The following is a 22,983-nucleotide window of genomic DNA, read 5'->3' as shown; positions in this document are numbered from 1 at the left end:
ACACTCCTGCATGAGGGGGCGGGAATTGGCTAAGTTTCGCTGCCGGGGCGGGGCGGAGCAAATCAGTATTTCTGTAAACTTGGCCTAGAAAAAATGAGTCATTTGCGGAATTGGACCCGGTATGAAATGGCAGGCCCGGTCACACCGGGCCTGCCTGCGGGTTCAGCCTTTGGCGATGGCATCGGCCAGCGCATCCCACAGGTATTCGCTCATCGAGCGGCGTACCCGCAGCAGGTAGCGGTCCTGATCCAGCTGGGCGAGGAGGATTACCGCCTGAAGGAAGTGGCTCTGGGCACAGTGGCCGGTGCTGAAGGTCCGCGGGTGCAGATCCAGAGGGCAGCCTTTTTCCAGGATCCGCCGGGCGCCGGCGCCGCTCAGCACCATGGCGACCGAGTGGTCCGACACTTCTGTCACCGCCGCGTGCTGGCCGGACAGTGCAGCCTCCAGCGCCGCCTGCAGATCCGCAAGCGTATCGCGCGGGGCCTGCGCCATCCACTCGTCCGGACCCAGCCACAGAACCGTGACCGAGCCATTGCTGGCGAAAGTATTGGCCGTCTTCGGCACCGCGACGCCCAGGGCCTTGGCGGCGGCGGCGCGGGCGGTCTCATCCGCCAGACGCAGGTTCAGGGTGCCGAACTCCTCGGACTGGTTCAGGCTGGCGGTGCCGGCCACCGGGGATTTTCCGGTGATCAGCGACCGTGCAACGGGGGCAAAAACCATGTCTTTAGGCATGGGCGCGTTCTCCTTTTGCATCATAGAAGACCGGGTCGGTCAGGGTGACCTTTTCGGCATCGCCGTTGATGTTGCGCACCGTCAGGCTTTGGCCGATGCGGGCGCGGCCGTCTTCCACCAGCGCCAGTGCGATTGAACGGCCCAGGGTTTCCGACCAATAGGTCGAGCAGACCCAGCCCACGGTTTTCACCGGCGGCGCCTGGGTGGCCATTTCGACCAGGTGGCTGCCGTGCGGGATCACATAGTCCCGCTTGTCGGTCAGCAGGCCGACAAGCTGCTTGCGCCCGCCGCGTGCCACTTCCGGCGCGTCGAAGCCGCGTTTGCCGATGAAATCGCCTTTGTTCTTGGAGACGATCCAGCCCATGCCCAGATCCATCGGCGTCACGGTGCCGTCGGTGTCCTGGCCGACCACGACAAAGCCGCGCTCGGCGCGCAGGATGTGCAGCGCCTCGGTGCCGAAGGGGATGATATCGAACTCCCGGCCGGCTTCCATGATCTGTTCCCAGACATATTGGCCGTAACGCGCGGGCACGTTGATCTCAAAGCTCGATTCACCGGTGAAGCTCACCCGCAGGATTCGCGCGTCGACGCCCGCCACCTTGCCTTCCTTCATAGTCATGAAGGGGAAGGCACCGGCCGAGACATCCAGCGAGGTGAGCTTTTCCAGCACCTTGCGGGCGTTCGGACCGGCCAGCGAGCAGACCGCCCATTGTTCGGCCACATTGGTCAGATGCACGTCCAGGTCGGGCCATTCCACCTGCAGCCAGTCTTCCAGCCAGGCCAGAACCGCCGCCGCGTTCCCGGTGGTGGTGGTCATGTGGTAGTGGTTCTCGCCCAGTTTGGTGGTGACGCCATCATCATAGACCATGCCGCGCTCGTTCAGCATGAAGCCATACTTTGCCCGGCCCACCTTCAGCTTGTCCCATGCGTTGGTGTAGACAAGGTTCAGGAATTGGGTGGCGTCCGGCCCGCGCACGTCGATCTTGCCCAGGGTCGAGGCGTCATAGACCCCAACTGACTGGCGCACCATCTTCACCTCGCGGTTCTCGGCCGCCTTGGTGCTTTCACCCGGGCGGGCATAGGCCAGCGGCCTCAGGTAGTCGCCCATGGCCTCCATCACCGCGCCGTTGGCGGCGTGCCAGTCCCACATCGGGGTCTTCTGAGTGAAGTGGAACAACTCGCCCGCGCTTTGTCCCGCCATCGCGCCGAATGTGGTTGGCGTGTAGGGCGGGCGGAAGGTGGTGGTGCCGACACCGGGGATGGTGTCGCCGCGCAGATCCGCCATGATCGCCAGCGCGTTCACGTTCGACATCTTGCCCTGGTCGGTGGCCATACCGGTCGTGGTATAGCGCTTCAGATGCTCGACCGAGATGAACCCCTCGCGGTGGGCGAGGTGGATGTCTGCGGCGGTCACATCGTTCTGGTGATCGTGGAAGGCTTTCTTGCCTTCGCCAACTGGTCTTCGCGATGGCACATAGTAGATCGGACGCAGGTCAAAGGCTTCTTCGGCAGCCGCAACAGGCGCCTTGGCAATGCCGTCGAATCCGGCATCCCGAGCTGCGGCAACGCCGGCCTCGGCGCCCTCGGCCAGGCAGCCAGCAAGGTCAAAGGTGCCGTTGCAGGAGCCTGCGGCCCGGACCTTCTGCTGGCAGAAGTCCGGCTTGAAGCAGGCAACCGCCGGATCCCAGGCGACCTTGCCGCGCGCTTGGCTCCACATGTGGACCGAAGGGTTCCAGCCTGCGGATACACCGATAGCGTCGCAGGGGATCAGGATCGATTTGCCGGAGACTGAGCGCCCGTCATTGCTGAGCGGCGCAATCTCGCAGCCTTTGACCCCGTGCTTGCCCTTGGTTGCGACAATGCCATAGCCTTCGTCGATGTGGATGCCCTTGGCTTTGGCTGCTTCAAATGCAGGCCCCGAGGGCGACGGGCGGGTGTCGACGATGGTGACCTCGGCGCCGGCATCCTTGGCGTCGATTGCCGCTGCATAGGCCGAGTTGTTGTTGGTGAAGATCACCACCTGCTTACCCGGCAGCACGCCGTACTGGTTCACATAGGTGCGCAGAGCGCTGGCCATCATGATGCCGGGGCGGTCGTTTTCGGCAAACACCGGCGGGCGTTCATGGGCGCCGGTAGCCAGCACCACCTGGGCCGCCCGGATTTTCCAGAACCGCTCGCGCACGCCTTGTTGACGCGGGCCAAAGTGATTGGTCACACGCTCGGGCGCGGTGATGTAGTTGTGGTCATAATAGGCCGAGGCGGTGGTGCGGGTCAGCACGGTCACCTCTTCCATCGCGTCCAGCTCGGCCAGGGTGTCGGCGATCCACTGGTCTGCGGGCTTGCTGTCGATGTCCTCGCCGGTGGTCAGCAGCGAGCCGCCGGCCTCGGCGTTTTCATCCAGCACGATGACCCGCGCACCGCTACGCCCCGCGTTCAACGCCGCTGACAGGCCCGCAGGCCCCATGCCGACAACCAGCACGTCGCAATGCACATGGCGGTGCTCATAGACGTCCGGGTCGTTCTCCTCGGGGCATTTGCCCAGGCCCGCGGAATGGCGGATCGCCTTCTCATAGACGCTTTCCCACCAGCTGGCCGGCCACATGAAGGTTTTGTAGTAGAACCCCGACGGGATCAGGCGGGAGCCGAGGTTGTTGACCTCGCCCACGTCCCAGCGGACCGAGGGCCAGCAGTTCTGGCTGGCGGCACTCAAGCCCTCATAAAGCTCGATCATGGTGGCGCGGGTGTTCGGCTCGGTATAGGCGCCGGTTTCCAGCTGCACGAGGCCTGAAGGCTCGTCCGACCCGGCGGTGTAGACGCCGCGCGGGCGGTGGTATTTGAACGACCGGCCCAGCAGTTTGACATTATTGGCCAAGAGCGCTGAGGCAAGCGTGTCGCCCTCGTAGCCCTGGTAGCTTTTGCCATTGAAGGTGAAGCTGACCGGTTTCGAGCGGTTCACCCGCCCTTTGCCGGTTACACGGTTTACTTGTGCCATCTTACTTGGCCCCGGTTTCAGTGGTTGCTTCGAATTCGGATTTCGACAGGACGCCGTCCCAGCCTGCGGGCGGCAGCGGTGCGGTCTCGCCCACCTTGTAAGTGGCCCAGAACTGGTCGGTCACCGTGTGGCGCACCGCGTTGAACCAGCGGCGGCAGCCCATCGCGTGGTTCCAGCGCTCCTGGTGGGTGCCCTTGGGGTTCTTGCGGGTGAACAGATAGCGGGCGAACTCCGCATCGCTGATTTCGGCGATGTTTTCCGGCCGCGCGATGTGGGCTTCGCCGCCATAGGTGAATTCCGTCAGGTTGCGTTTGCCGCAGAAGGGGCAGTCTACTTGGATCATGCGCATTCTCCTTAGTGGGCAGCCGCAGCCGCAGCGGCCTCGTCGACCAGGCGGCCGGAGGTGAAGCGGTCAAGCGAGAAGGGTTTGGCGATGGTGTGCAACGCGTCCTGGGCAAGGCTGGCGGCAAAGACGTTGCCCGAGCCGGGTGTCGCTTTGAAACCGCCGGTGCCCCAGCCTGAGTTGACGTACAGGCCATCGACTTCGGTATGGCTGATGATCGGCGAGCGGTCGGGCGAGATATCCACGATCCCGGCCCATTGCCGCATCATCCGAAGGCGCGAGAAGATCGGCATCAGTTCGATCAGCGGGCCGATCACATGGTCGACCGCATCCAAGCCCCCGCGCTGCGAATAGGAGTTCTGCGGGTCGGTGCCTGCGCCCACCACCAACTCGCCCTTGTCGGACTGGCTGACATAGACGTGGATGCCGTTGGACATCAGAACGCAGTCGATGACCGGTTTGATCGGCTCGGAGACCAGCGCCTGCAGCGGCACTGATTCCAGCGGCATCTCCACGCCCGCCTTCTGCATCACAACCGAGGTATGGCCCGCTGCCACCACGCCCACGCGGTTCGAGCGGATGTCGCCGCGGGTGGTTTTCACCCCCATCACCCGGCCGCCTTGGATGTCGAAGCCGGTAACCTCGCAGTTCTGGATGATATCCACGCCAAGGCTGTCCGCCGCACGGGCATAGCCCCAGGCCACCGCGTCATGGCGGGCTGTGCCTGCGCGTTTCTGCAGCAGTGCGCCCATCACCGGATAGCGGCAGTCGATGTTGATCTCGGGGATCATCTCCTTGACCTGGCCGGGTGTCAGGAACTCATTCTCGATGCCGTTCAGGTGGATCGCATTGCCGCGGCGCTGGATCTCCTGCATCTCATGCTCGGAATGCGCGAGGAAGCAGAGCCCGCGCTGCGAGAACATCAGGTTGTAGTTCAGCTCCTGGGTCAGCCCTTCCCAGAGCTTCATCGAATGCTCGTAGATGGCCGAGCTGTCGTCCCACAGGTAGTTGGAGCGCACAACGGTGGTGTTGCGCCCGGTGTTGCCGCCGCCGATCCAGCCCTTTTCCAGGATCGCGACATTGGTGATGCCGTGTTCCTTGGCCAGATAGTATGCGGTCGCCAGGCCATGGCCGCCGCCGCCGATGATGATCACATCATAGGCCGGTTTGGGCTCGGGGTCGCGCCAGGCGCGCTGCCAGCCCTTATGATACCCTAGGCTTTTGCCCAGGATATTCAGGAATGAATATCGTTGCATTTTCAGGAGTCTCTTGGTTGGTCTTGCCGCCCCGGCAGAGCGGGCCGGCAAGGAGCTTGTTCAAACATGGCCGGGAGTTTTCTGCCCCGGTAGGGAGTTTGCCTCAGCCGAAGATCAGCGTCGGCAGCCACAGCGCCACAGAGGGCACGTAGGTGGTGATGATCAGCGTCGGCAGCCAGGCAAACGCGATAAACATCAGGATCGGCTTCAGCATGGTGTTCACCGGCGTGTCCGTCACCCGCGCGCCCAGGTAGAGCAGCGGCGCAGTCGGCGGGGTGATGTTCGCCATCCCGAGGTTCACGCCCAGAACAGCCGCGAAATGCACCGGGTCCATGCCCACCGAGGTCACGATCGGCAGCAGCAGAGGCGCCGACAGCAAGAGCCCGGAGATGTCGTCCATCAGCATCCCGATCAGGATCATCACGATGTTCACCATCAAGAGGATGATGATCGGGTTTGAGGACACCGAATAGACCAGTTCCTTGGCCAGGGTCGGGATGTCTTCGAAGATCAGGAAGCGCGACACGATCAGCACCATGAAGATCATCGCCATCACCACGCCGATGGTGACACCGGACTGGCGCAGGGTCAGCAGCAGGGTGCGCCAGGTCAGGCCCTTGTAGATGTAGATGCCGATCGGGATCGCATAGAGCACGGCGACGCCCGCAGCCTCGGTCGGGGTCATGATGCCGCCATAGATGCCGCCCAGGATGATCGCGGGCATCAGGAAGGCGGGCATGGCGATCGCAGACCGTTTGCGCCATTCACGCAGGAAGTGCTGCGGCCGGTCGGTCAGCACGATGTCCTGGTTCTTGCGCAGCATGAAGAAGTTCACGATGCACAGCAGCGTCACCAGGATGATGCCCGGCACAACGGTGGACAAAAAGCACTTCAGCACCGACTGCTGGGTCACCCAGGCATAAAGGATCTGCGCCGCCGATGGCGGGATCAGCAGGCCCAAGGGGCTCGCCGCCACGATCAGGGCTGCCGACATGCCTTGAGGGTACTTCGCCTCACGAAGGTGCGGCATCATGATGCCGCCGATGCATGTCAGCGTGGCCGCGCCCGAACCGGAGATGGCCCCGAAGACCGCCGAAGCCACAACCGCTGCTGCTGTCAGGCCGCCCTTGATATGGCCCACGAACAGCTCGGCCAGGTTGACCAAGGGTCCGGCGATCTTGCCTTTTTCCATGATCGCGCCGGCCATGATGAACAGCGGAATCGCCAGCAGCACGACCGAGTTCATCTTCCAGTGGCCCGAGGGCAGGTAGCCCGCCACGTCATGGCCGCCGAACAGCCACAGGAACACCAGCACCCCGCCGAAGGACAGCGGTACCGAGACGCCGATCAGCAGCAGGAAGCAGATGATGAGAATGGAGATGCCGATGATCATTTGTTGGCTCCTCTCGCGCTCTGGCGCGGGATCAGCTGGTTGTCCTCGCGGGTGTCCGGTGCACCGGTTTTCAGCAGGACGTACAGATGCAGGATTGAGTAGACGGCCATCAGGATGAAGCCGAGGAAGATGCCGATGCGCGGCACCAGGAACGGGATCTGCAGCGCGATGGTGGTCTGCCAGTTCGGGTAGTAGCTGATCTCGTCCGCGATCATCAGCCAGGCCCAATAGATGATGGCGAAGGTCACCAGCACCTCGATGAACTCGATGATCACATTGCGCAGCCACAGTTTGCGCGGATCCTTGATGACGAAGCCGAGCAGGTCGGCGTTCACATGGCTTTTGTCATAGGTGCCCATGGCCGAGGCCATGAAGAACATCCAGAAACAGATCACCATCAGCCATTCTTCATAGGCAAACAGGTCTGCGCTGAAGCCGTAGCGGGCGACCACGACAAAGCCGAAGGTTACGGCCATGATCAGCGAGGCCACAACGATGATGAAGTTCTTGATCGCCAGCGCAACCCGGACGGGCCCGGCGATGGCATTTGGAAGTTTGTCGACAAGCTCAGGCATTGTCTCTCCCCTGTCTTGTGGAGGGTCCGCGTCTGCGGACAAAAAACGGGCGGCAGCCGGCTTGCACCGTGCCACCGCCCGGCGGGGAGAAGGGCTTATTTGTCAGCCAGCAGGCGGTCCAGAATGTCCTGGCCGACGATCTCGCCAACCTGCGGCCAGACGTTTTCGCGGACATGGGCAACCATCGCCGCTTTTTCCTCGGCGGTGGGGTCCAGGATCTCGTAGCCGGACTCCAGCAGTTTGGCGCGGAAGGCGTCGTCGTTGTCCAGGTTCCACTGGGTGAATTCGGCCGAGGCTTTCTCGAACGCCGCGGTGACAACCGCTTGCTGCTCGTCGTTCATTTTCTCCCAGGTGCGGTTCGAGGCGTAGTAGGTCGAGCCTTCGATGAACGCGCCGTAGGGGATGAAGTATTTGCCGACGTCGGAGACCGCAAAGGTGGTGTAGGTCAGCTGCGCGGTGCAGCAGATGGCGCCGTCAACCACGCCGGACTGGATTGCCGGGAAGACTTCTGCCCAGTTCATGGTGGTTGTGTTGAAGCCGAGGCTCTCGGTGGTTGCCTTGGCGACATTCGAGGACCACACGCGGATGTTCATGTCCTTGGTGCCGGTGCCGGCCCAGTCGGTGGGCTTCTTGTCGGCCACGATGCCGATGAAACCTTCGGCGTTGTTGGCCAAGAGGTGGATGCCGATGTTGTCCAGACGCTCGCGGAAGATCTGGTTATAGGCGCTGTCGCGATTCATGTAGATGCGCTCGACGTCGGCATTGTCCGACACCAGGAACGGCAGCGAGTTGATTTCGAACGCCGGGTCCTTGTGTGCATAGACAAAGCCGTAGACCAGATCGACGTTGCCGCGGATCGCGTCTTCCAGCAGCTCTTCACCGGAGCCGAGCTGGTTGGCGGGGAACAGCGAAACTTTCAGGCCGACATCCGCGGCTTCAATCTCGGCTTTGATCTGTTCCATCATTTTCGAGCCCTGATGCTCGACCGGGAAGGTGCCGGCGAATTTCAAGCGCAGATCGGCGGCCATTGCGGGCAGTGCAGATACGGCTGCAACCGCGCCTGCAAGCAGGGCGCCCATGACGGATTTCTTGAATGTCATCGTAGAAGTTCCTCTGTTTTCCTGCCCGGCTGTTTTGCGGCAGCGCGGGCCTCCTCCCATCCGGCGAATCTGCTGATTCACCGTTGGCACAGAATTCCAAGGCGCCCGTGCTTTGTATTGAACATGAAGACGGATTCGTTGTAGAAAACGGACAAGGCAAAACAGAATTTGGTCTTAAATGTTCAGCAGCGCAGCATATCCGAGCGAACCCGACCTGCGAGTCGGTCTGGTCCCGCTCAATCAATTCACCCTGATGCCCTTTACCTGCATGGTGGAATGCCTGCGCCATGCGGCTGATAGATTGGACTTTAGCCGTCAGATTTACTGCCAGTGGAGCCTGCTTTCTAAAGATAAAATGCCGATCCGGGCTAGCTGCGGCTTTGAAATCCTGCCGACTGAAATTTTCAACCCTAAGGCCAAGTTTGATTATCTCATCGTATTTGCCGGGTTGATGCCAGCCGCTCTGATGGCGCCGCCGGAGACCCGCGCGTTCCTTCAACAGATGCATGCGGAGGGCACGCCGCTAGTTGGGGTCGACACCGGGGTGATGCTGCTGGCGCAGCTTGGCCTGCTGGATGCGCGCGACTGCGCCACCCACTTTCACCACAAGACCGATCTGGAGGAGAACTTCCCCGCAGTCCGCCCGGTGCTGGACCAGCCCTTCATCGACCATGGCGATGTTATCACCTGTCCCGGCGGTGCCCGGGCGCTGGACCTCATCCTGCATCTGGTCGGCAAGCACTGCGGCAAGGCGCGGGCGCAAAAGGCGATGCGCCAGCTGATGGTCGACCCCAAGCATATCTCCAGCACCTCCGCTCATATGCCCTATGCCAGCCTCACCGATTGCGGCGACTGGCGGGTGGAGAAGGCGGTCGCGCTGATGGAGGAGCATGTCTCCAGCCCGCTGCAGGTCTCGGAACTGGCCGGGCTGATGGGGATCAGCAGCCGCAACCTGACCCGAGCCTTTCAGGAGCAGGCCGGCGAAAGCCCCGCCGCCGTGTTCCGCAATATCCGCCTGGCCAGCGGCCACTGGCTGCTGCTGAACACCAACCGCTCGATCGCGCAGATCGCCTATGAATGCGGTTTTGCCGATTCCGCCCATTTCAGCCGCTGGTTCCACAAGACCTACAGCCTGCCGCCCAACGAATTCCGCCAAAGCCGCAAACGGCTTGGCCAGATCGACGGCTGACTCTAGTCTAGCCGATGCTGCGAACAGAAAGAGACTGACATGCGCCGCCGTTTGCCCCCGCTTTACTCCTTGCGCGCCTTTGAGGCCGCTGCCCGCCATTCCAGCTTCTCCAAGGCTTCCAAGGAACTGAATCTGACCGCGGCGGCCATCGCCCATCAGGTCAAGAAGCTGGAGATGGAGCTGGGGGTGGAGCTGTTCTCGCGCCAGCCGCGCGGGGTGGTGCTGAATGCGGCGGGGCAGGAGTATCTGCGCATTGTTGAACGGCTGCTGGACGATCTCACCCGCGAGACCCAGCTGTTCAAGGCGCAGCACCGGGCCCAGCCGATCCGCATCGCTGCGCTGCATGTGGTGAGCGAGCGGCTGGTGCGGCCTTTGGTGCAATCGTTCCTGTCCGATCATCCGGATGTGCGGGCCGAGTTGATCGCCGACACCATCGAGCCGGACTTCCGCTCCGGCAATCTGGATGTGATTGTCTGGCACGGTGAGATGCCGCCGCCGCAATATCCGTCGATCCGGATCATGTCGGAGACCCTGACCCCAGTCTGCGCGCCGCAGTTGCTGGAGGAATACCCGGACGGGCTGACGCTGGAGGATGTACGCGAGATCCCGGCGCTGTATGACCTGTATTGGGACGACGACTGGACCGCCTGGCTGGAGGCCGCGGGCGGCAAGGACCTGCAGAACAGCCTCGGCTTCAGCCTGTATTCGGTGATGATCCAGACCGTGCGCGAGGGCGCCGGCATCGCCATTGGCCACACCGGCCTGCTGGAGAAAGAGCTGGCCAGCGGCCAGCTGGTCAAGCCCTTCGATCTCGAGATCCCCAGCCGCAAGAGCTACTACGCGCTGACCACTTCCGAGATTCTTAGAAAGCCGGGCGTGGCGGCGTTCTGGGAGTGGCTGTCGAATTCCGCGCGGGCCATGGGCAAGGACTAGGCCTTATGCCTGGCCGATAGGCCGGGCAGCGCCCGACCCTCCCCACGGGAGGGCGCTTACGCACCCACCCAGGGTCGGGCGCTGCCCTCCGCGTTGTTTCCCAAAACTTTTTCGCGTTTCAGCCCTGGCCGTTCATCTTCAGCACCGTCTGCAGATAGATGCTGCTGGCCTGCACCAGCTGCTTCACTTCGATGTATTCGTCAGTGCTGTGCGCTTGCGCCAGATCGCCGGGGCCGCAGATCACGCAGGGAAAGCCCAGGTTCGGCGCGTCGGTGCCGCCGGGGAAGGCGGTGATCTCGGGCTCCCGGCCCAGCACGCCTCGGGCAGCCTCAGTCAGGGCGGCCACAACGGCTGAATCCTGCGGCACGTTCAGAGCGGGCGCCAGCAGGGAGGGGCCGGAAACCTCTGCCTTCAGATCCGGCAGCTCTTTCTTCAGCTCCCGCAGCCGGCGGCGGTAGTCCTCCAGGATTTCCTCCGGGTCTTCGCCGGGCAGGAAGCGGCGGTCGATCTCCATCTCGCAATAATCCGGGATGCCGGAGACAAAGGCGCCGCCACGGATTACATTCATCGAGAACCGGCCGGTGCCGCACAGCGGGTGCGGTTCCGGGTTCTGCTGCAGCTCTGCGTTCAGGCCGGAGAGATGCGCGATCACCGCGCCCATATGCTCCACCGCGTTGACTCCGTTTTCCGGCCCCGAGGAATGAGTGGCCACGCCATAAGTGCGGATCATCGCACCTAGCTGGCCCTTGTGCGAGGGGCAGATTGCCAGCTTTGAGGGTTCGCCGATGATGCCGAAATCCGCACCAGGCCCGTTGCGGCCCATTTCCGCTGAGCCAGTCAGCAGGTGCTCCTCATCTGCGATGCCGGCAATGATCAGGTCGCCAGGCAATTCGGTGCCGCTGGCCTGCAGCATCCGGATCACCTCAAGATAGCAGGCAAAGGCCCCCTTCATGTCGCAGGAGCCGCGCCCGGTGACCTTGCCGTCGACCAGCCGAGCGTCAAAGGCGTCGCCATAGCCCTCGGTGCCAACCGTATCCATATGCGCCGCCAGCATGATCGCGGGGCCGCCGCCGGTGCCTTTGAGCCGCCCCCAGATATTGGGGCGGCCTTGCTCCACTTCGCGCCAGCCGGTTTCCAGGCCCAGCAGGTGAAAACGGGCCAGCAGATCCTCGGCCATCTCCTGCTCGCGGCGGCCTGGTCCGGGCGCCTCGTCAAACGGGTTCACGCTTTGGATGCGGACCAGTTCGATCAGGGTGTCCGCCAGCCGGGTTGCATCAGGTGCCGCATTCATCATCAGGTCTTTCATCACACCGCAGCCCGGGCCTTGCCTACCCGGGCGTTCAGGCGCCCGCCGTCGGCCAGCGCCACCACCATCATGATTTCATCGGGGCGCGGGCTGTCCGCCACGCTGACGGTCATCGCGTCGAAATGATCAAACGACCAGGCGTCGTCCTTGTGCCCCAGCGGCACGTCCAGCGCGGCGCCCGCCGCTGCCAGCTTGGCGGCTGAGGGGATCAGCGCTTTGCCGCCGCCAACCGGTGCCCGCATCACCTTGCCCAGCTTCGGGTGCAGCAGCGCATGGCCATGCTCAATGTCGCCATTGACGCCGACAATCGCCGCTTTGCCGTAAGATACCGCCCGTCCTGGCAAATGCGGCAGCGCCGCCTGCATCAGCCGCTCGCCCAGGGCCTCGCCCATGTCGAACAATGGGCTTAGATCCTCCTCGAACCGCCCGGCAAAGGGGTTTGCGAGGATCCCGCAGGCAGCAACGCGGGTGACCGGGGCAGGAGCGTCCTGCCCGGCCTCGGCAAACAGGGTTTCACTATACACCGCAATCTTGCGCAGTTTCATCGTGTGCTCCTCCTCCAAGAAGCCTGCGGGGACGGCCAAGAGACGGCCCGCCCCCGCAGGCGCATGGCATCAGTAGATGCCATAAACTTCTTCTTCGCCACGGGCCTTCAGGCTGCCGGCCTTGACCGCGGCCACCACCGCACAGAGGTCACCCAGGAAGTCCTCGGCGATCTGGTGGTGGTGGCAGCTGAGCATCAGCAGGATCGCATCCGGCTTGCTGCCGATGTTGATCGCCCAGCCCTTGGCCATCAGCCCGTCGGCCACCGCAAGGATGTTCAGCCCTTCGGCCTTGAAGGCAAAATGCGGCCCCTGCGGGGTGCCCAGGATCTCCAGGCCTTCGATCGCCGCGATGCCCTCGCAAAAGGCCTGTCGGCCTTTGATGATATCCGCGGTGACCCGCAGAAAGCCCGCGCGGCCGAGGTAGTTGAACACCGCCCAGGCGGAAGCGATTGGCCCCGAGTTCCGCGATCCGGCAGTGTTTTTCGAATAGTAGTCGCCGGCATTCCAGTTGCTGGCGGCAAAGCCCTGCCATTTGACCAGTTCCTCATCCAGCAGCACCAGGATCGAGCAGCCACGGTAGCCATAACCGTATTTGTGGAAGTCGGCCGACATCGAAGTGACGCCCGGCACCCGGAAATCAAAGTCCGGCACGTCCTCGCCCAGTTCCTTGGCAAAGGGCAGCATGAAGCCACCAATGCAGGCATCCACATGCATCCACAGGTCATGTTTCTGCGCCAGCGCGGCGATCTCGGTTATTGGATCCACGACGCCCAGCGGGAACGGCGGGCAGGAGCCGACCAGCATGATGGTGTTCTCATCGATTGCTGCTTCCATACCCGCCACGTCGGCGCGGTAGTCCGGGCTCTCCTGCATTTGGATCACTTCGATGCCAAGGAAATGCGACAGTTTGTTGAACACCGCATAGGCCGACTGCGGCACGATGATGTTGGGGCTGGTGATCCCCTTCAGCTCCCGCGCCCGGTCGCGTGCAGTTTTCAACGCCAGAACAATGCTTTCCGAGCCGCCGGTGGTGATGGTCGCGGCGGCGTTTTCCGGTGCGTTGAACAGATCCTTCACCATGGCGATGACGTCGGTTTCGTATTTTCGCACCGACGGGTGCAGCCCGGTCTGATGCACCACATTGTCGCCGATATGCTTGACAAAGGCTTCCTTGGCGACCTCAGCCACATCCGGGCCGCCATAGTAGGAGGCGGTCAGGTTTTTCAGTGAAAACCAGTCCCAGTCGCCGGCGCGGGCGGCGTCCATTTCGCCGAGGATTTCAGCGCTTGGCTTTCCGGTCTCGGGAAAGCGCTGGGTGTTCTGAGGTGTGCTCATAGCGGGTCTCATTCAGGCAATTTCGTTGCCCGGAAGCATGCAGAGCCGTCCCTGGCCGCGCAAACGCAAAGAATTGAGTCTTGGCATAGGCAGATTTGGCCAAATTGCTAAAACTGCCTGTCTGAGGGGGCTAAGCCAGCATCCGCAGGGGCCAGCGGCTAGAACTCGGCCAGCTTTTCTTTCACTGCATTCAGCAGCAGTTGGGCGGGCGGCGAAAGCCGGCGGCAGTTGGGCCAGACCAGGTCTATCGCCTCAAAGAACGGTCTCTGCAGCTTTTTGTAGCGCACGTTGGGGTAGAGGGCGTTGTCCAGGCTGTGCCGGTGGCTGATCGGATCGACGATGGTCATTCCCATTTTCAAATCAACCAGTTGCAGGGCCTGAAGCGTGTTGTCTACAAACAGGCCCGAGCGGAACAGGCCGCCGCTTTCGATATAGGCCTGGCGCAGTTGCGGCAGCATGCCGTGGCGGGAGCCGAAAGTGATCCAATTGGCACCGTCTAGGTCTTCGAAGCGGAGCCGCTCCGGCAGGACGCCCGCCTGGCTTTGGTGAACCGCGGCGAGGCATTCCATTTTGAAATGCTGCGAGCTGTACCGGTGGCTACCGGTATCGGCGTCAGTGAGGCCGATGTCGATTTGCCCGGTCGCGGCCAGCTCGCGGATTTGCTGGCAGTCATTGACCCAGAGCTCCAGCTGGATGCCGGGGCTTTTCTCCAGCAGCCTTTGCGCCTGGTCGGCGATCAGCCCCATCATGATGCCAACGGTTCCCGACACCACGACTTTGCCGCGCCCGCCTTCGGAGGTGGCAGCAAAGCTGCGGTTCAGGTCGTCAAAGCGCTCCAGCAGCCCGCGTACCTCTTCGAACAGATGTTCCGTGCCGGGGTTGGGCCGCAGGTTGCGGCCGTCCCGTGAAAACAGCTTCATGCCGACTTCCTCTTCCAAGCTGCGCAGCAGCTTGCTGGCGGCGGGCTGGGTCACGCAGATGCGGTCGGCGGCATAGGTCAGAGATCCCGAGGAGTGGATCTCGTAGAAGAGCCTGAGCTGCTTGATGTTCATAGATAGCCCCCGGGTTATCAATCTATGACATGTCATTATGTGTATCGAAATTTGCCTATCAATAAGAAAATTGCATGTTAGGCCGGGTGCCGAACGATCCTGCAAACAGCAATTGAGACAGCAGCATGACGCGGCATTCAGTTATTCCTGCAAGCGGTTCCTACCGGGACACATACTATACGCGCTCGATGCAGCCGCCTTTGGGGGCGCCGCTGCTGAATGGCCAGGCGGAGGCGGATGTCTGCATTGTGGGCGGTGGTATTGCCGGGATCAGCTGTGCTTATGAACTGACGGCGGCGGGCAAATCGGTGGTCCTGCTGGAAGCGGATCAAATTGCCTGGGGCGCGAGCGGCCGCAATGGCGGGCTAGTGCTGCCCGGGTTTGCGGCTGAGACGGATGCCATTGAAAGACGGGTGGGGTTGGAGCGGTCCAAGGCGATCTTTGATCTTTCCACCGAAGGGATGGAGATTTTCCGTTCTTACACCAAACGCCTTGCCTTGCCGGGGGTTGGGATCCGCCGGGGCGGTATCGTGGTGTCGCGTTACCGTGATGCAAAGGCAATGCAGGCGGCAGCGCAGCATAAGGCCAAGGCCTATGGCTATGATGTCGAGTATCTGCCGGCAGGCAGGCTGCGGGAGCTGGTGTGTTCGCAGCGGTATTTCGACGGGCTCCATGATCCGAACGGCTTTCACGCCCACTCGCTGAACTACTGCCTTGGGCTGGCGCGGGAGGTGCAGCGGCAGGGCGGCCGCATTTTTGAGAACTCGCGGGCGCTGTCGATGACACGGCAAGGGGCCGGGCACCTCATCACGGTCCCGCAAGGCACCGTTGCATGCCAGACCGTTGTGCTGTGCCAGGGCGGGCTGGTGGACGGCTTTGACAGTAAAATGCAGCGCAGCCTGCTGCCGGTGGGCACCTTTGTCACGGTGACCGAGCCATTGGGCGCGCTGGCGCAGGAGGTGATCAAGACGTCTGCCGCGATCGTCGATACGCGGATGTCCTGCGACTATTTCCGGATCACGCCGGACGGGCGGCTCTTGTGGGGCAGCGGCATGTCGGGTTTTGCCCGCGAGCCTGCCAATCTGGCACAGAAGCTGAAGCGGGGGTTTGCCTCGGTTTTCCCGCAGCTTGCCGATGTGCGGACCGAGGCCGTCTGGAGCGGGCTGACCGGCTACACCCGCCACCGGATGCCCTATTTGCGGGAACTGCATCCGGGTGTCTGGGCGGCGACGGGTCTGGGCGGCCACGGGGTGAATACCGGGCCGCTGTTCGGGCGGCTTGTAGCAGAGGCTTTGGTGGAAAACGGCCGTCGCCACCGGGTGTTCGATCCCTTCGGGCTGACCTGGAACGGTTCGGTGTTCGGGCCGCTGGCGGCCGATACGGTCTATTTCTGGGAAGCGCTGAAGGAAAGCTGCAATGAATGGCGGCATGGCAAAAAGCTATGAGTTCATAACCTGGCATGCCTTGTTGGGATGAAAACGCCATCCTAGCGTCAACAAAATCCAAGGGAGGAAAATATGTTTAACTTGAAAACGGCGTCGCTGGGCGCCGCATTCATTCTTGCGGCCTCGTGGTCGCTGGCGGGCGAAGCGTTGGACCGGGTGATGGAGTCCAAAACCCTGACAGTGGCCACCGATCCGGCCTGGCCGCCGCAGTCGTTCCTGAATGACAATCAGGAGATGGACGGTTTCGACGTGGACGTGGCCCGGGAGATCGCCAGGCGGCTGGGCGTCGGCGTGGAATTCGTCACTCCCGACTGGAGCCTGATAACCGGAGGCCGCTGGGCCGGGCGCTGGGACATCTCGGTGGGGTCGATGACGCCGACACCGGCGCGGGCGGAGGTGCTGCAGTTTCCGGCAATCTACTACTACGTGCCGGCTTCGGCAGCAGTTCATAATGACTCGGACGCCAAGACCATTGCGGATCTCAATGGCCGCAAGATAGGCGTCAGCGCCGGCTCGACCTGGGAGGAGTACCTGAAACACGAGCTGGTAATCAGCGCCATCGGCGCGCCGGAGTTCGAGTATCAGATCACTCCGGGCGAGCTGCAGTCCTTTGATGCCTCGGCGTTCAACGTGGTGGACCAGCTGCGCATCGGCGACGGGGTGCGGATCGAGGGCATGGTCGACTCGCTGTCCGCTTTGAACAACGCCATTGCGGAAGGCTACCCGATCCGGGTGGTTGGCGATCCGCTTTTCTATGAGCCGCTGGCTGTGGCCATTGATCTGGGTGATGAGGCCTTTAACGGTAAGGTCGCCGGGATCATCGCCGGGATGAAGGCAGACGGCACGCTGAAAGGCCTGTCTGAGAAGTGGTACGGCACCGACTACACGTCCACCAAGTAATCCAGCTCCCCCTGCGCGGTCCGTTTCCGCGCGGGGGCACGAAATACGGGAGACGGTAACGTGCTTTTTGCCGATACAGTCCGAAACCGCGGCCTCCATGAGAAGCCGCGCATCATCCTGGCTTTGTTTGTCCTGTCCTCGCTTCTGGCCTGGTGGGCCGGCGGCGGCGCGGCGGGGTATGCAGCCCTGTTTCCCGTCCGGGAAGCCGCCTTGGGTCTGCTGGGCGATCTGGGCCTGGCCTGTCTGCTGGGCGCTGCCTTCACCGCCAATCTGGTGCTGATCTCGCGGTTCCGCTTCCGGCTGCAGGTGCTGATCGTCTGGGCCGAACTGCTGACCCTGTTCCTGCTGTTTTTCCTGGCTTTCGATCTGAGTTTCCCCTTCATCCTGAAGAAGCTGCCTTATCTGATCACCCAGGGCGCGGTTACGACGGTTTATGTGTCGGCTATTTCGATCGCGATTGCGTCGGTGATTGCCATCATCGGCGCGGTGGCAAAGCTGTCATCCAATGGCTTTGCCTTTGCGGTTGCGTCTTTCTACACCTCGCTTTTCCGCGGCCTGCCGCTGCTGGTGCAGATTTACCTGCTGTACCTCGGGCTGCCGCAGCTGGGCATTTACATCGATGCCATCCCGGCCGGTATCATCGCCCTGTCTCTTTGTTATGGCGCCTATATGACCGAGGTGTTCCGGGCCGGCATCCTGAGCATTCCGGCCGGGCAGTGGGAGGCCTCGCGATCGATGGGGTTCAAGTTCGGCCTCACCATGCGGCGTATCATCCTGCCGCAGTCGGTACCGGTGATCATCCCGCCCCTGGGCAATCAGTTCATTGCCATGCTGAAGGACAGCTCGCTGGTGTCGGTGCTGGGGATCTGGGAGCTGATGTTCCTCGCGCGGACCTTGGGCAACAAGGAATTCCGGCACTTGGAAATGCTGATCACCGTTGCCGTGATCTATTGGGTTCTGACCATCCTGTTCGAACTCGTTCAGGCCCGGATCGAGGCCTATTTCCAGAAGCACCGGAAGCGCTGAGCCTTTGCAGGCAGCAAATCGAGATACAAGGAGCGGAGCTATGGACAACGCGCAGCCGAAGGCAGGTATCATCCAAATCAGGGGCATGAACAAATGGTACGGCTCGTTTCATGCCTTGAAAGACATCAATCTGACGGTGCGTCTGGGTGAGCGGATTGTTGTCTGCGGTCCCTCCGGCTCGGGCAAGTCGACGATGATCCGCTGCATCAACCGGCTGGAGGCGCACCAAAGCGGTTCTATTTCGGTGGACGGTATCGAACTGCACGAGGACATGCGCCAGATCGACGTGGTGCGGCAGGAGGTCGGCATGGTGTTTCAGCACTTCAACCTGTTTCCGCATCTGACGGTGCTTGAGAATCTGACGGCAGGCCCGATGTGGGTCAAGAACACGCCGCGGACTGAGGCCGAAGCAAATGCCCGCACATATCTGAAGCGGGTGAATATCCTGGAGCAGGCGGACAAGTACCCCGGGCAGCTGTCGGGCGGCCAGCAGCAACGGGTGGCTATTGCCCGGTCTTTGTGCATGGAGCCGAAAGTTCTGCTGTTTGACGAGCCCACATCGGCGCTGGACCCGGAAATGGTATCCGAGGTGCTGGATGTGATGACCGGGCTGGCCCGCGGCGGCATGACGATGATTTGTGTCACCCATGAGATGGGTTTTGCCAAGGCTGTGGCGGACCGGGTGGTCTTCATGGATGCGGGGCAGATTGTCGAGGAAGGTGCTCCGGTGGAGTTTTTCGGAAATCCGCGCAGCCGCCGCACCAGGGACTTCCTCAGCCAGGTGCTTCAGCACTAACAGGCTGCTGAAGAAGTCGGCTCTCGACGCGGCCTGAGGAACATGATTCACCCTCAGCACAATTTCGGCGGGGGTTGGTGATGCGCGGGACGGACGAAGCGAGCGGATCGCTTTTCAGCTATGTCGATCTGGAAGAGCGCATCCCAGCACGGCACCCTCTCCGCAAGATCAGGCAGGTGGTCAACGACGCGCTGGCCAGTCTGGATGCCGATTTCGAGGCGGTCTACACCGATTTCGGCCGCCCCTCGATCCCGCCGGAACGACTGATCCGGGCCAGCCTGCTGCAGATCCTGTTCTCAATCCGCTCCGAGCGGCAGTTGATGGAACAGATGCAGTATAATCTGCTGTTCCGCTGGTTCGTTGGCCTCGGGATCGACGATCCGGTATGGGTGCCGACGGTGTTCACCAAGAACCGCGACCGGCTGCTGACGGCCGACATGTCGCGCAAGGTGATGGCGGCTATCCTGGCGCATCGCGAGGTCGCGCCGCTACTGTCGGACGACCACTTCTCGGTCGATGGCACGCTCATAAAGGCCTGGGCGTCGATGAAGAGTTTCCAGCCGAAGTCGGCGGGCACGCCGCCCGGCGATGATGGGCCGGATGACCCGCCCGCGACATCCATTGCCCCTGCCGCACAACCCGCCCAGACCGAACCCGAGACCGCTCCAATGCCCCGCTACAGCCGCCGCACCCGAAATCCCGAGGTCAACTTCAAGGGCGAGAAGCGTTCGAATGCGACCCATGCCTCGGTCACCGACCCGGACGCACGGCTCTATAAGAAATCCCCTGGCACAGGTGCGGTGCTGTGCTTCATGGGGCATGCGCTGATGGAGAACCGGCACGGGCTGGTTGTGCAAGGCGACCTAACCCACGCTGACGGCCGCGCCGAGCGAAAGGCTGCGCTGGACATGCTGCACCGCCACTCCCCCGGATCGACCCGGCAGCTGACCTTGGGAACCGACAAGGGATACGATGCGGCCGAATTCGTCGCAGATCTCCGCCAGGCCTGCGTCACCCCGCACGTCGCCAGGAAGGCGCGGCATTCAGCAATCGACGGGCGCACAACCCGGCACAAAGGCTATGCCCTGTCCCAGAAGCACCGCAAACGGATCGAGGAGGCGTTTGGCTGGGCCAAGACCGTTGGCGGCATGTCCCAGACCGTCTATCGCGGCGTCGAACGGGTGCGGTCGCGCTTCATCCTGACGCTCGCAGCCGGAAATCTCGCCCGGCTGCCCCGGTTGCTGGCGGAATGAGGCTGGAGGGGGGGGGGCGCAGGCCTGCTTCCAGCCACCCAATCCGGAAGACCGATGAGAGAACTCATTCCACCACGGAGAACAGCGTCCCACTGGCCTGACTAATTCAGCGGCCTGCTAAGGCGGGATTTGCAGCCGGGGAAAATCCAGTCCGGCGTCGTTTCCGGAGGCACTGTGTGCCGGTTCGGGATAGTCCGGTTGGCACAGGGCGCTGCTATAATGCTGCAATCGCGGTTCTTTTCCGCTTGGCAGCGCGGCGGCTGGCGGCGAAAATCCAGAGATCGCAAGCTGTCAGCATGGAAAGGATGCAGTGCCAGTCCGTCCCCAGAAACCCGCCCCGGCTCCGGATAGGCCCGGGAAGGTTCAGAGCTTTGAAATCTATGTGCGGCCCGGGTTTTCGCATCTTGAGCTGTCGTCGGTCATTGCGGTTCTGCAGGCGGCCAGCGCGCTGGAGACCGGGGTGCATTTCACATGGCAGGTGGCGTCGGATCTCCCGGGGCTGGTCTCCAGCAGTTCGGAAATCCTGGTGCGGGCGGAACCTGCGATCGGCGACCAGTATTTGAAGGATTACCTGTTCGTCACCGGCGGGCGGAACTGCCGGGGCGGCAACTGGATGCAGCGTGCACGGGCGATGCAGAAGCTGCGCCGGCCGGTGTTCCTGCTGTCGGATGCCGCCACGGCCTATATCCGGTCTTCGGCGCGTTTGTCGGGACCGGTTACGACCCATTGGCAGGACGCAAGGGCTTTGGCGGAAACCGGCGATTACCCCACGGTTTCCAACCGGCTTGCCGAGGAGAATGCCGGGATCTTCACCTGTGCAGGCCATGCGCATACGGCGGAAATTGTCATTCGGCTGCTGTCCGGCGTGCTGTCACCGCAGGATTGCGCAGAGCTGACCAGCGCCATGACCCTGGAAACCGCACGCGGCTTTTCAGGGGAACAGCCGAAAGGAGCCGGCGGCAATTTCAACTTCCTAGGGGGCAAGCTGGCCAAAGCGGTCGCTATCATGGAAGAAAGCGTTGAGACACCGCTGCCCACTGCGGTCATTGCCGAGCGGGCCGGGCTTTCAGTGCGCCACTTGGAACGGCTGTTCCTGACCCATCTGGATACCACGCCGGCACGGCACTACCGGCGGGTGCGGCTGAAACTGGCCGGCAAGCTGATTGCCGACACCAGCCTGCCGGTGGTCGATATCGCTCTGGCGTGCGGCTTTCCCTCTTCGGCATCCCTGGCCAAGGCCTACCGGCATGAATTCGGCGTGACCCCGCACCAGTTGCGCAACAGCAAAAAGGGCGGCCGGGCAGGTTAGCACGGCAGGGCCTGCTTTGGCTCAATCCACCCGGCGTGCCATCCGGAAGGTGGTGATCCCCTGGTATCCGGCGTGGGCCCGGCCGCCGGTGATCTGAAACCCCAGAGCACGGAATTTGGCCTGATTTCCGGTCAGGGCGGTGCGGGTTTCCAGCACCAGCGTGGACTTGCCGCGCTGGCGGGCCAATTCGGCTGCGTGCCTGATCATCCGGCGGGCCAAGCCACCGCCTTTGTATTCGTTGCGGATGGCAAAGCGGCCCAGGAACAGCTCGTGGCCGGTCTCCTTCAGAAACAGGCAGCCTGCCAGCCGGATGCCGTCTGCGGCGACCATCAAGTGCTCGCGCTTTGCCCGCTGCGCCAGGTCGGCAGCGGTGCAGGCGTAGACCGTGCTGGGCGGGTCGACTTTGCCGACAGTATGGGCAAAGGCATGGCGCAAGAGCCCCAGCAGGCAGGGCCAATCGTCAAAACCATCCGGGTTGAGCGTGATTACTGGCCGGGCTGGGCAGGGGGCGAAAATCTCAGGCGCGGCGGGGCCTGCGGGATTGGTATTCAACAGGAGCAATGCCGAATTTCCTTTTGAAGTTGCGGGCAAAGACAGTGGGGCTCGAAAAACCGCAGGCGGCCGAGATAACGGGAAGCCTGTAGTCGGTCTCACTCAGCAGCTTGCGGCCGCGCTCCAGCCGCAGGTCGCGGTAGTAATGCGCAGGCGTGCGGCCGGTGTGGGTGCTGAACAGGCGTTCCATGTGGCGGCGCGAGATGGCGGCGCGGTGAGCGATCTCCTGCAGCGGCAGGGGGTCCTCCAGGTTTTCGGCCATGATGCCTGCGGCCTTCACCAGATGCGGGCTGCGGCTGCCAAGCACATAAGAGAGCGAGCTTTGCGGCCGCTCCCCTCCGCTGCGCAGGCCGGCATGGACGCACATGTCCGACACTGTGCGGGCAAACCGCTGACCGTGATGGGTGGCAATCAGATGCAGCGATAGGTCCAACGCTGCGGTGCCGCCGCTGCAGGTGAGGATCTGGCCGTCGGCGCAGAACAGCTGGTCTAGAGGTTCCAGCCCGGGGAAATGCTCGCAAAAACCCAGCCGGTCCTCCCAGTGCAGGGTGAAACCGCCGGATGCCAGCAAGCCGGCCTCGGCCAGCAGCCCGGTACCGCCGGAGATGGCCCCCACCGTGCCGCCGAACCGCGCCTTGCGCCGCAGCCAGCTGACGGCGGGAGATTGTGCAGCGTTTTGCGCCGCAGGACCTGCCACGATGAGCGAGTAGTCCGCCTGGGGCGCGTTCGAAAGCGGCCCGTTGACCGTCAGTTCGGTGCCGTTGGAGCAGGTCACGCTGGTGCCGTCTTCGGACAGGGTGTGCCAGGAATAAAGCGGCTGTGCTGCCAGCTGATTGGCGATCCGAAGGGGTTCGATCGCCGAGCTGAAACTGAGCATGGAAGCGCCGGGCAGAAGGAAGAACGCAAAGGACTTTTGCGGCAGGTCCCGGGGGAGAGAGAGGGTGGGCGCCT

Annotated in this window: 21 protein-coding genes; 8 read left to right on the top strand and 13 right to left on the bottom strand. The window is 62.7% G+C overall.

The genetic code is table 11. The annotated features are described in order from the left end of the window. Positions 1-162: 162 nt before the first annotated feature. From RA19_RS06355 to dctP, 7 genes are all read right to left on the bottom strand, one after another. Positions 163-732 (bottom strand): sarcosine oxidase subunit gamma, encoded by a 570-nt coding sequence (locus tag RA19_RS06355; protein WP_193748232.1) that lies wholly within the window; start codon positions 730-732, stop codon positions 163-165. Beyond that, on the bottom strand, positions 725-3,724 hold the full coding sequence (locus RA19_RS06350; protein WP_039160697.1) for a sarcosine oxidase subunit alpha family protein: 3,000 nt from the start codon (positions 3,722-3,724) through the stop codon (positions 725-727). The genes RA19_RS06355 and RA19_RS06350 overlap by 8 nt, the downstream gene beginning before the upstream one ends. A 1-nt stretch (position 3,725) precedes the next feature. Further along, the gene (locus RA19_RS06345) at positions 3,726-4,067 is read right to left on the bottom strand and encodes a sarcosine oxidase subunit delta (protein WP_082020465.1); all 342 of its coding nucleotides are present in this window, start codon (positions 4,065-4,067) and stop codon (positions 3,726-3,728) included. Positions 4,068-4,078: 11 nt separating this feature from the next. After that, positions 4,079-5,323: a sarcosine oxidase subunit beta family protein gene (locus tag RA19_RS06340; protein WP_039160695.1), complete on the bottom strand. Its 1,245-nt coding sequence runs from the start codon at positions 5,321-5,323 to the stop codon at positions 4,079-4,081. A 103-nt stretch (positions 5,324-5,426) separates the two neighbouring features. Further along, positions 5,427-6,716 (bottom strand): TRAP transporter large permease, encoded by a 1,290-nt coding sequence (locus RA19_RS06335; protein ID WP_039160693.1) that lies wholly within the window; start codon positions 6,714-6,716, stop codon positions 5,427-5,429. Beyond that, complete coding sequence (locus RA19_RS06330) at positions 6,713-7,291, bottom strand: TRAP transporter small permease (RefSeq protein ID WP_052261674.1); 579 nt, start codon at positions 7,289-7,291, stop codon at positions 6,713-6,715. The genes RA19_RS06335 and RA19_RS06330 overlap by 4 nt, the downstream gene beginning before the upstream one ends. A 95-nt stretch (positions 7,292-7,386) precedes the next feature. Beyond that, positions 7,387-8,391 (bottom strand): TRAP transporter substrate-binding protein DctP, encoded by a 1,005-nt coding sequence (dctP, locus tag RA19_RS06325; RefSeq protein ID WP_082020464.1) that lies wholly within the window; start codon positions 8,389-8,391, stop codon positions 7,387-7,389. Positions 8,392-8,569: 178 nt separating this feature from the next. On the opposite strand from dctP, the gene RA19_RS06320 reads away from it, so the two are divergent. Further along, positions 8,570-9,580, top strand: a complete 1,011-nt coding sequence (locus RA19_RS06320; protein ID WP_039160692.1) for a GlxA family transcriptional regulator — start codon at positions 8,570-8,572, stop codon at positions 9,578-9,580. A 39-nt stretch (positions 9,581-9,619) separates the two neighbouring features. Then, positions 9,620-10,513, top strand: coding sequence for a LysR substrate-binding domain-containing protein (locus RA19_RS06315; protein WP_039160690.1), 894 nt, complete (start codon positions 9,620-9,622; stop codon positions 10,511-10,513). Between the two features lie 118 nt (positions 10,514-10,631). Here the strand turns inward: RA19_RS06315 and RA19_RS06310 are convergent, their stop codons facing one another. From RA19_RS06310 to RA19_RS06295, 4 genes are all read right to left on the bottom strand, one after another. Continuing rightward, entirely contained in the window at positions 10,632-11,819 is a 1,188-nt protein-coding gene (locus RA19_RS06310) for a M20 family metallopeptidase (RefSeq protein ID WP_052261673.1), read from the bottom strand. Further along, positions 11,819-12,364: an amino acid synthesis family protein gene (locus RA19_RS06305; RefSeq protein WP_039160688.1), complete on the bottom strand. Its 546-nt coding sequence runs from the start codon at positions 12,362-12,364 to the stop codon at positions 11,819-11,821. Before RA19_RS06305 ends, RA19_RS06310 begins: the two co-directional genes overlap by 1 nt. 69 nt (positions 12,365-12,433) lie before the next feature. Then, a complete protein-coding gene (locus tag RA19_RS06300) occupies positions 12,434-13,699 on the bottom strand; it encodes a pyridoxal phosphate-dependent decarboxylase family protein (protein ID WP_039160686.1) in 1,266 nt (421 codons plus the stop codon). Positions 13,700-13,857: 158 nt separating this feature from the next. Beyond that, positions 13,858-14,751, bottom strand: a complete 894-nt coding sequence (locus RA19_RS06295) for a LysR family transcriptional regulator (protein ID WP_039160684.1) — start codon at positions 14,749-14,751, stop codon at positions 13,858-13,860. Positions 14,752-14,876: 125 nt separating this feature from the next. Between RA19_RS06295 and RA19_RS06290 the strand changes: the two genes are divergently transcribed. From RA19_RS06290 to RA19_RS06265, 6 genes are all read left to right on the top strand, one after another. Next, entirely contained in the window at positions 14,877-16,196 is a 1,320-nt protein-coding gene (locus tag RA19_RS06290; protein WP_039160682.1) for an NAD(P)/FAD-dependent oxidoreductase, read from the top strand. A gap of 72 nt (positions 16,197-16,268) precedes the next feature. Then, on the top strand, positions 16,269-17,096 hold the full coding sequence (locus tag RA19_RS06285; protein ID WP_039160680.1) for a transporter substrate-binding domain-containing protein: 828 nt from the start codon (positions 16,269-16,271) through the stop codon (positions 17,094-17,096). A 60-nt stretch (positions 17,097-17,156) separates the two neighbouring features. After that, on the top strand, positions 17,157-18,122 hold the full coding sequence (locus RA19_RS06280) for an amino acid ABC transporter permease (RefSeq protein ID WP_039160678.1): 966 nt from the start codon (positions 17,157-17,159) through the stop codon (positions 18,120-18,122). 40 nt (positions 18,123-18,162) lie between these two features. Next, positions 18,163-18,918, top strand: a complete 756-nt coding sequence (locus RA19_RS06275) for an amino acid ABC transporter ATP-binding protein (RefSeq protein ID WP_152615695.1) — start codon at positions 18,163-18,165, stop codon at positions 18,916-18,918. 80 nt (positions 18,919-18,998) lie between these two features. Further along, a complete protein-coding gene (locus tag RA19_RS06270; RefSeq protein WP_039160846.1) occupies positions 18,999-20,171 on the top strand; it encodes an IS5 family transposase in 1,173 nt (390 codons plus the stop codon). A gap of 310 nt (positions 20,172-20,481) precedes the next feature. Further along, positions 20,482-21,480 (top strand): GlxA family transcriptional regulator, encoded by a 999-nt coding sequence (locus RA19_RS06265; RefSeq protein ID WP_152615694.1) that lies wholly within the window; start codon positions 20,482-20,484, stop codon positions 21,478-21,480. Between the two features lie 21 nt (positions 21,481-21,501). Here the strand turns inward: RA19_RS06265 and RA19_RS06260 are convergent, their stop codons facing one another. After that, positions 21,502-22,041, bottom strand: a complete 540-nt coding sequence (locus RA19_RS06260; RefSeq protein ID WP_152615693.1) for a GNAT family N-acetyltransferase — start codon at positions 22,039-22,041, stop codon at positions 21,502-21,504. Beyond that, positions 21,998-22,909 carry a GlxA family transcriptional regulator gene (locus RA19_RS06255; protein WP_039160842.1) on the bottom strand — a complete coding sequence of 304 codons (912 nt, stop codon included), beginning with the start codon at positions 22,907-22,909 and terminating at the stop codon, positions 21,998-22,000. Before RA19_RS06255 ends, RA19_RS06260 begins: the two co-directional genes overlap by 44 nt. Positions 22,910-22,983 lie beyond the last annotated feature (74 nt).

The sequence above is a fragment of the Leisingera sp. ANG-M1 genome (assembly GCF_000813745.1).
Lineage (GTDB): Bacteria > Pseudomonadota > Alphaproteobacteria > Rhodobacterales > Rhodobacteraceae > Leisingera.
The sequence above is the reverse complement of the archived record's forward strand: the minus strand, read 5'-3'. Positions and strand labels throughout refer to the sequence as shown.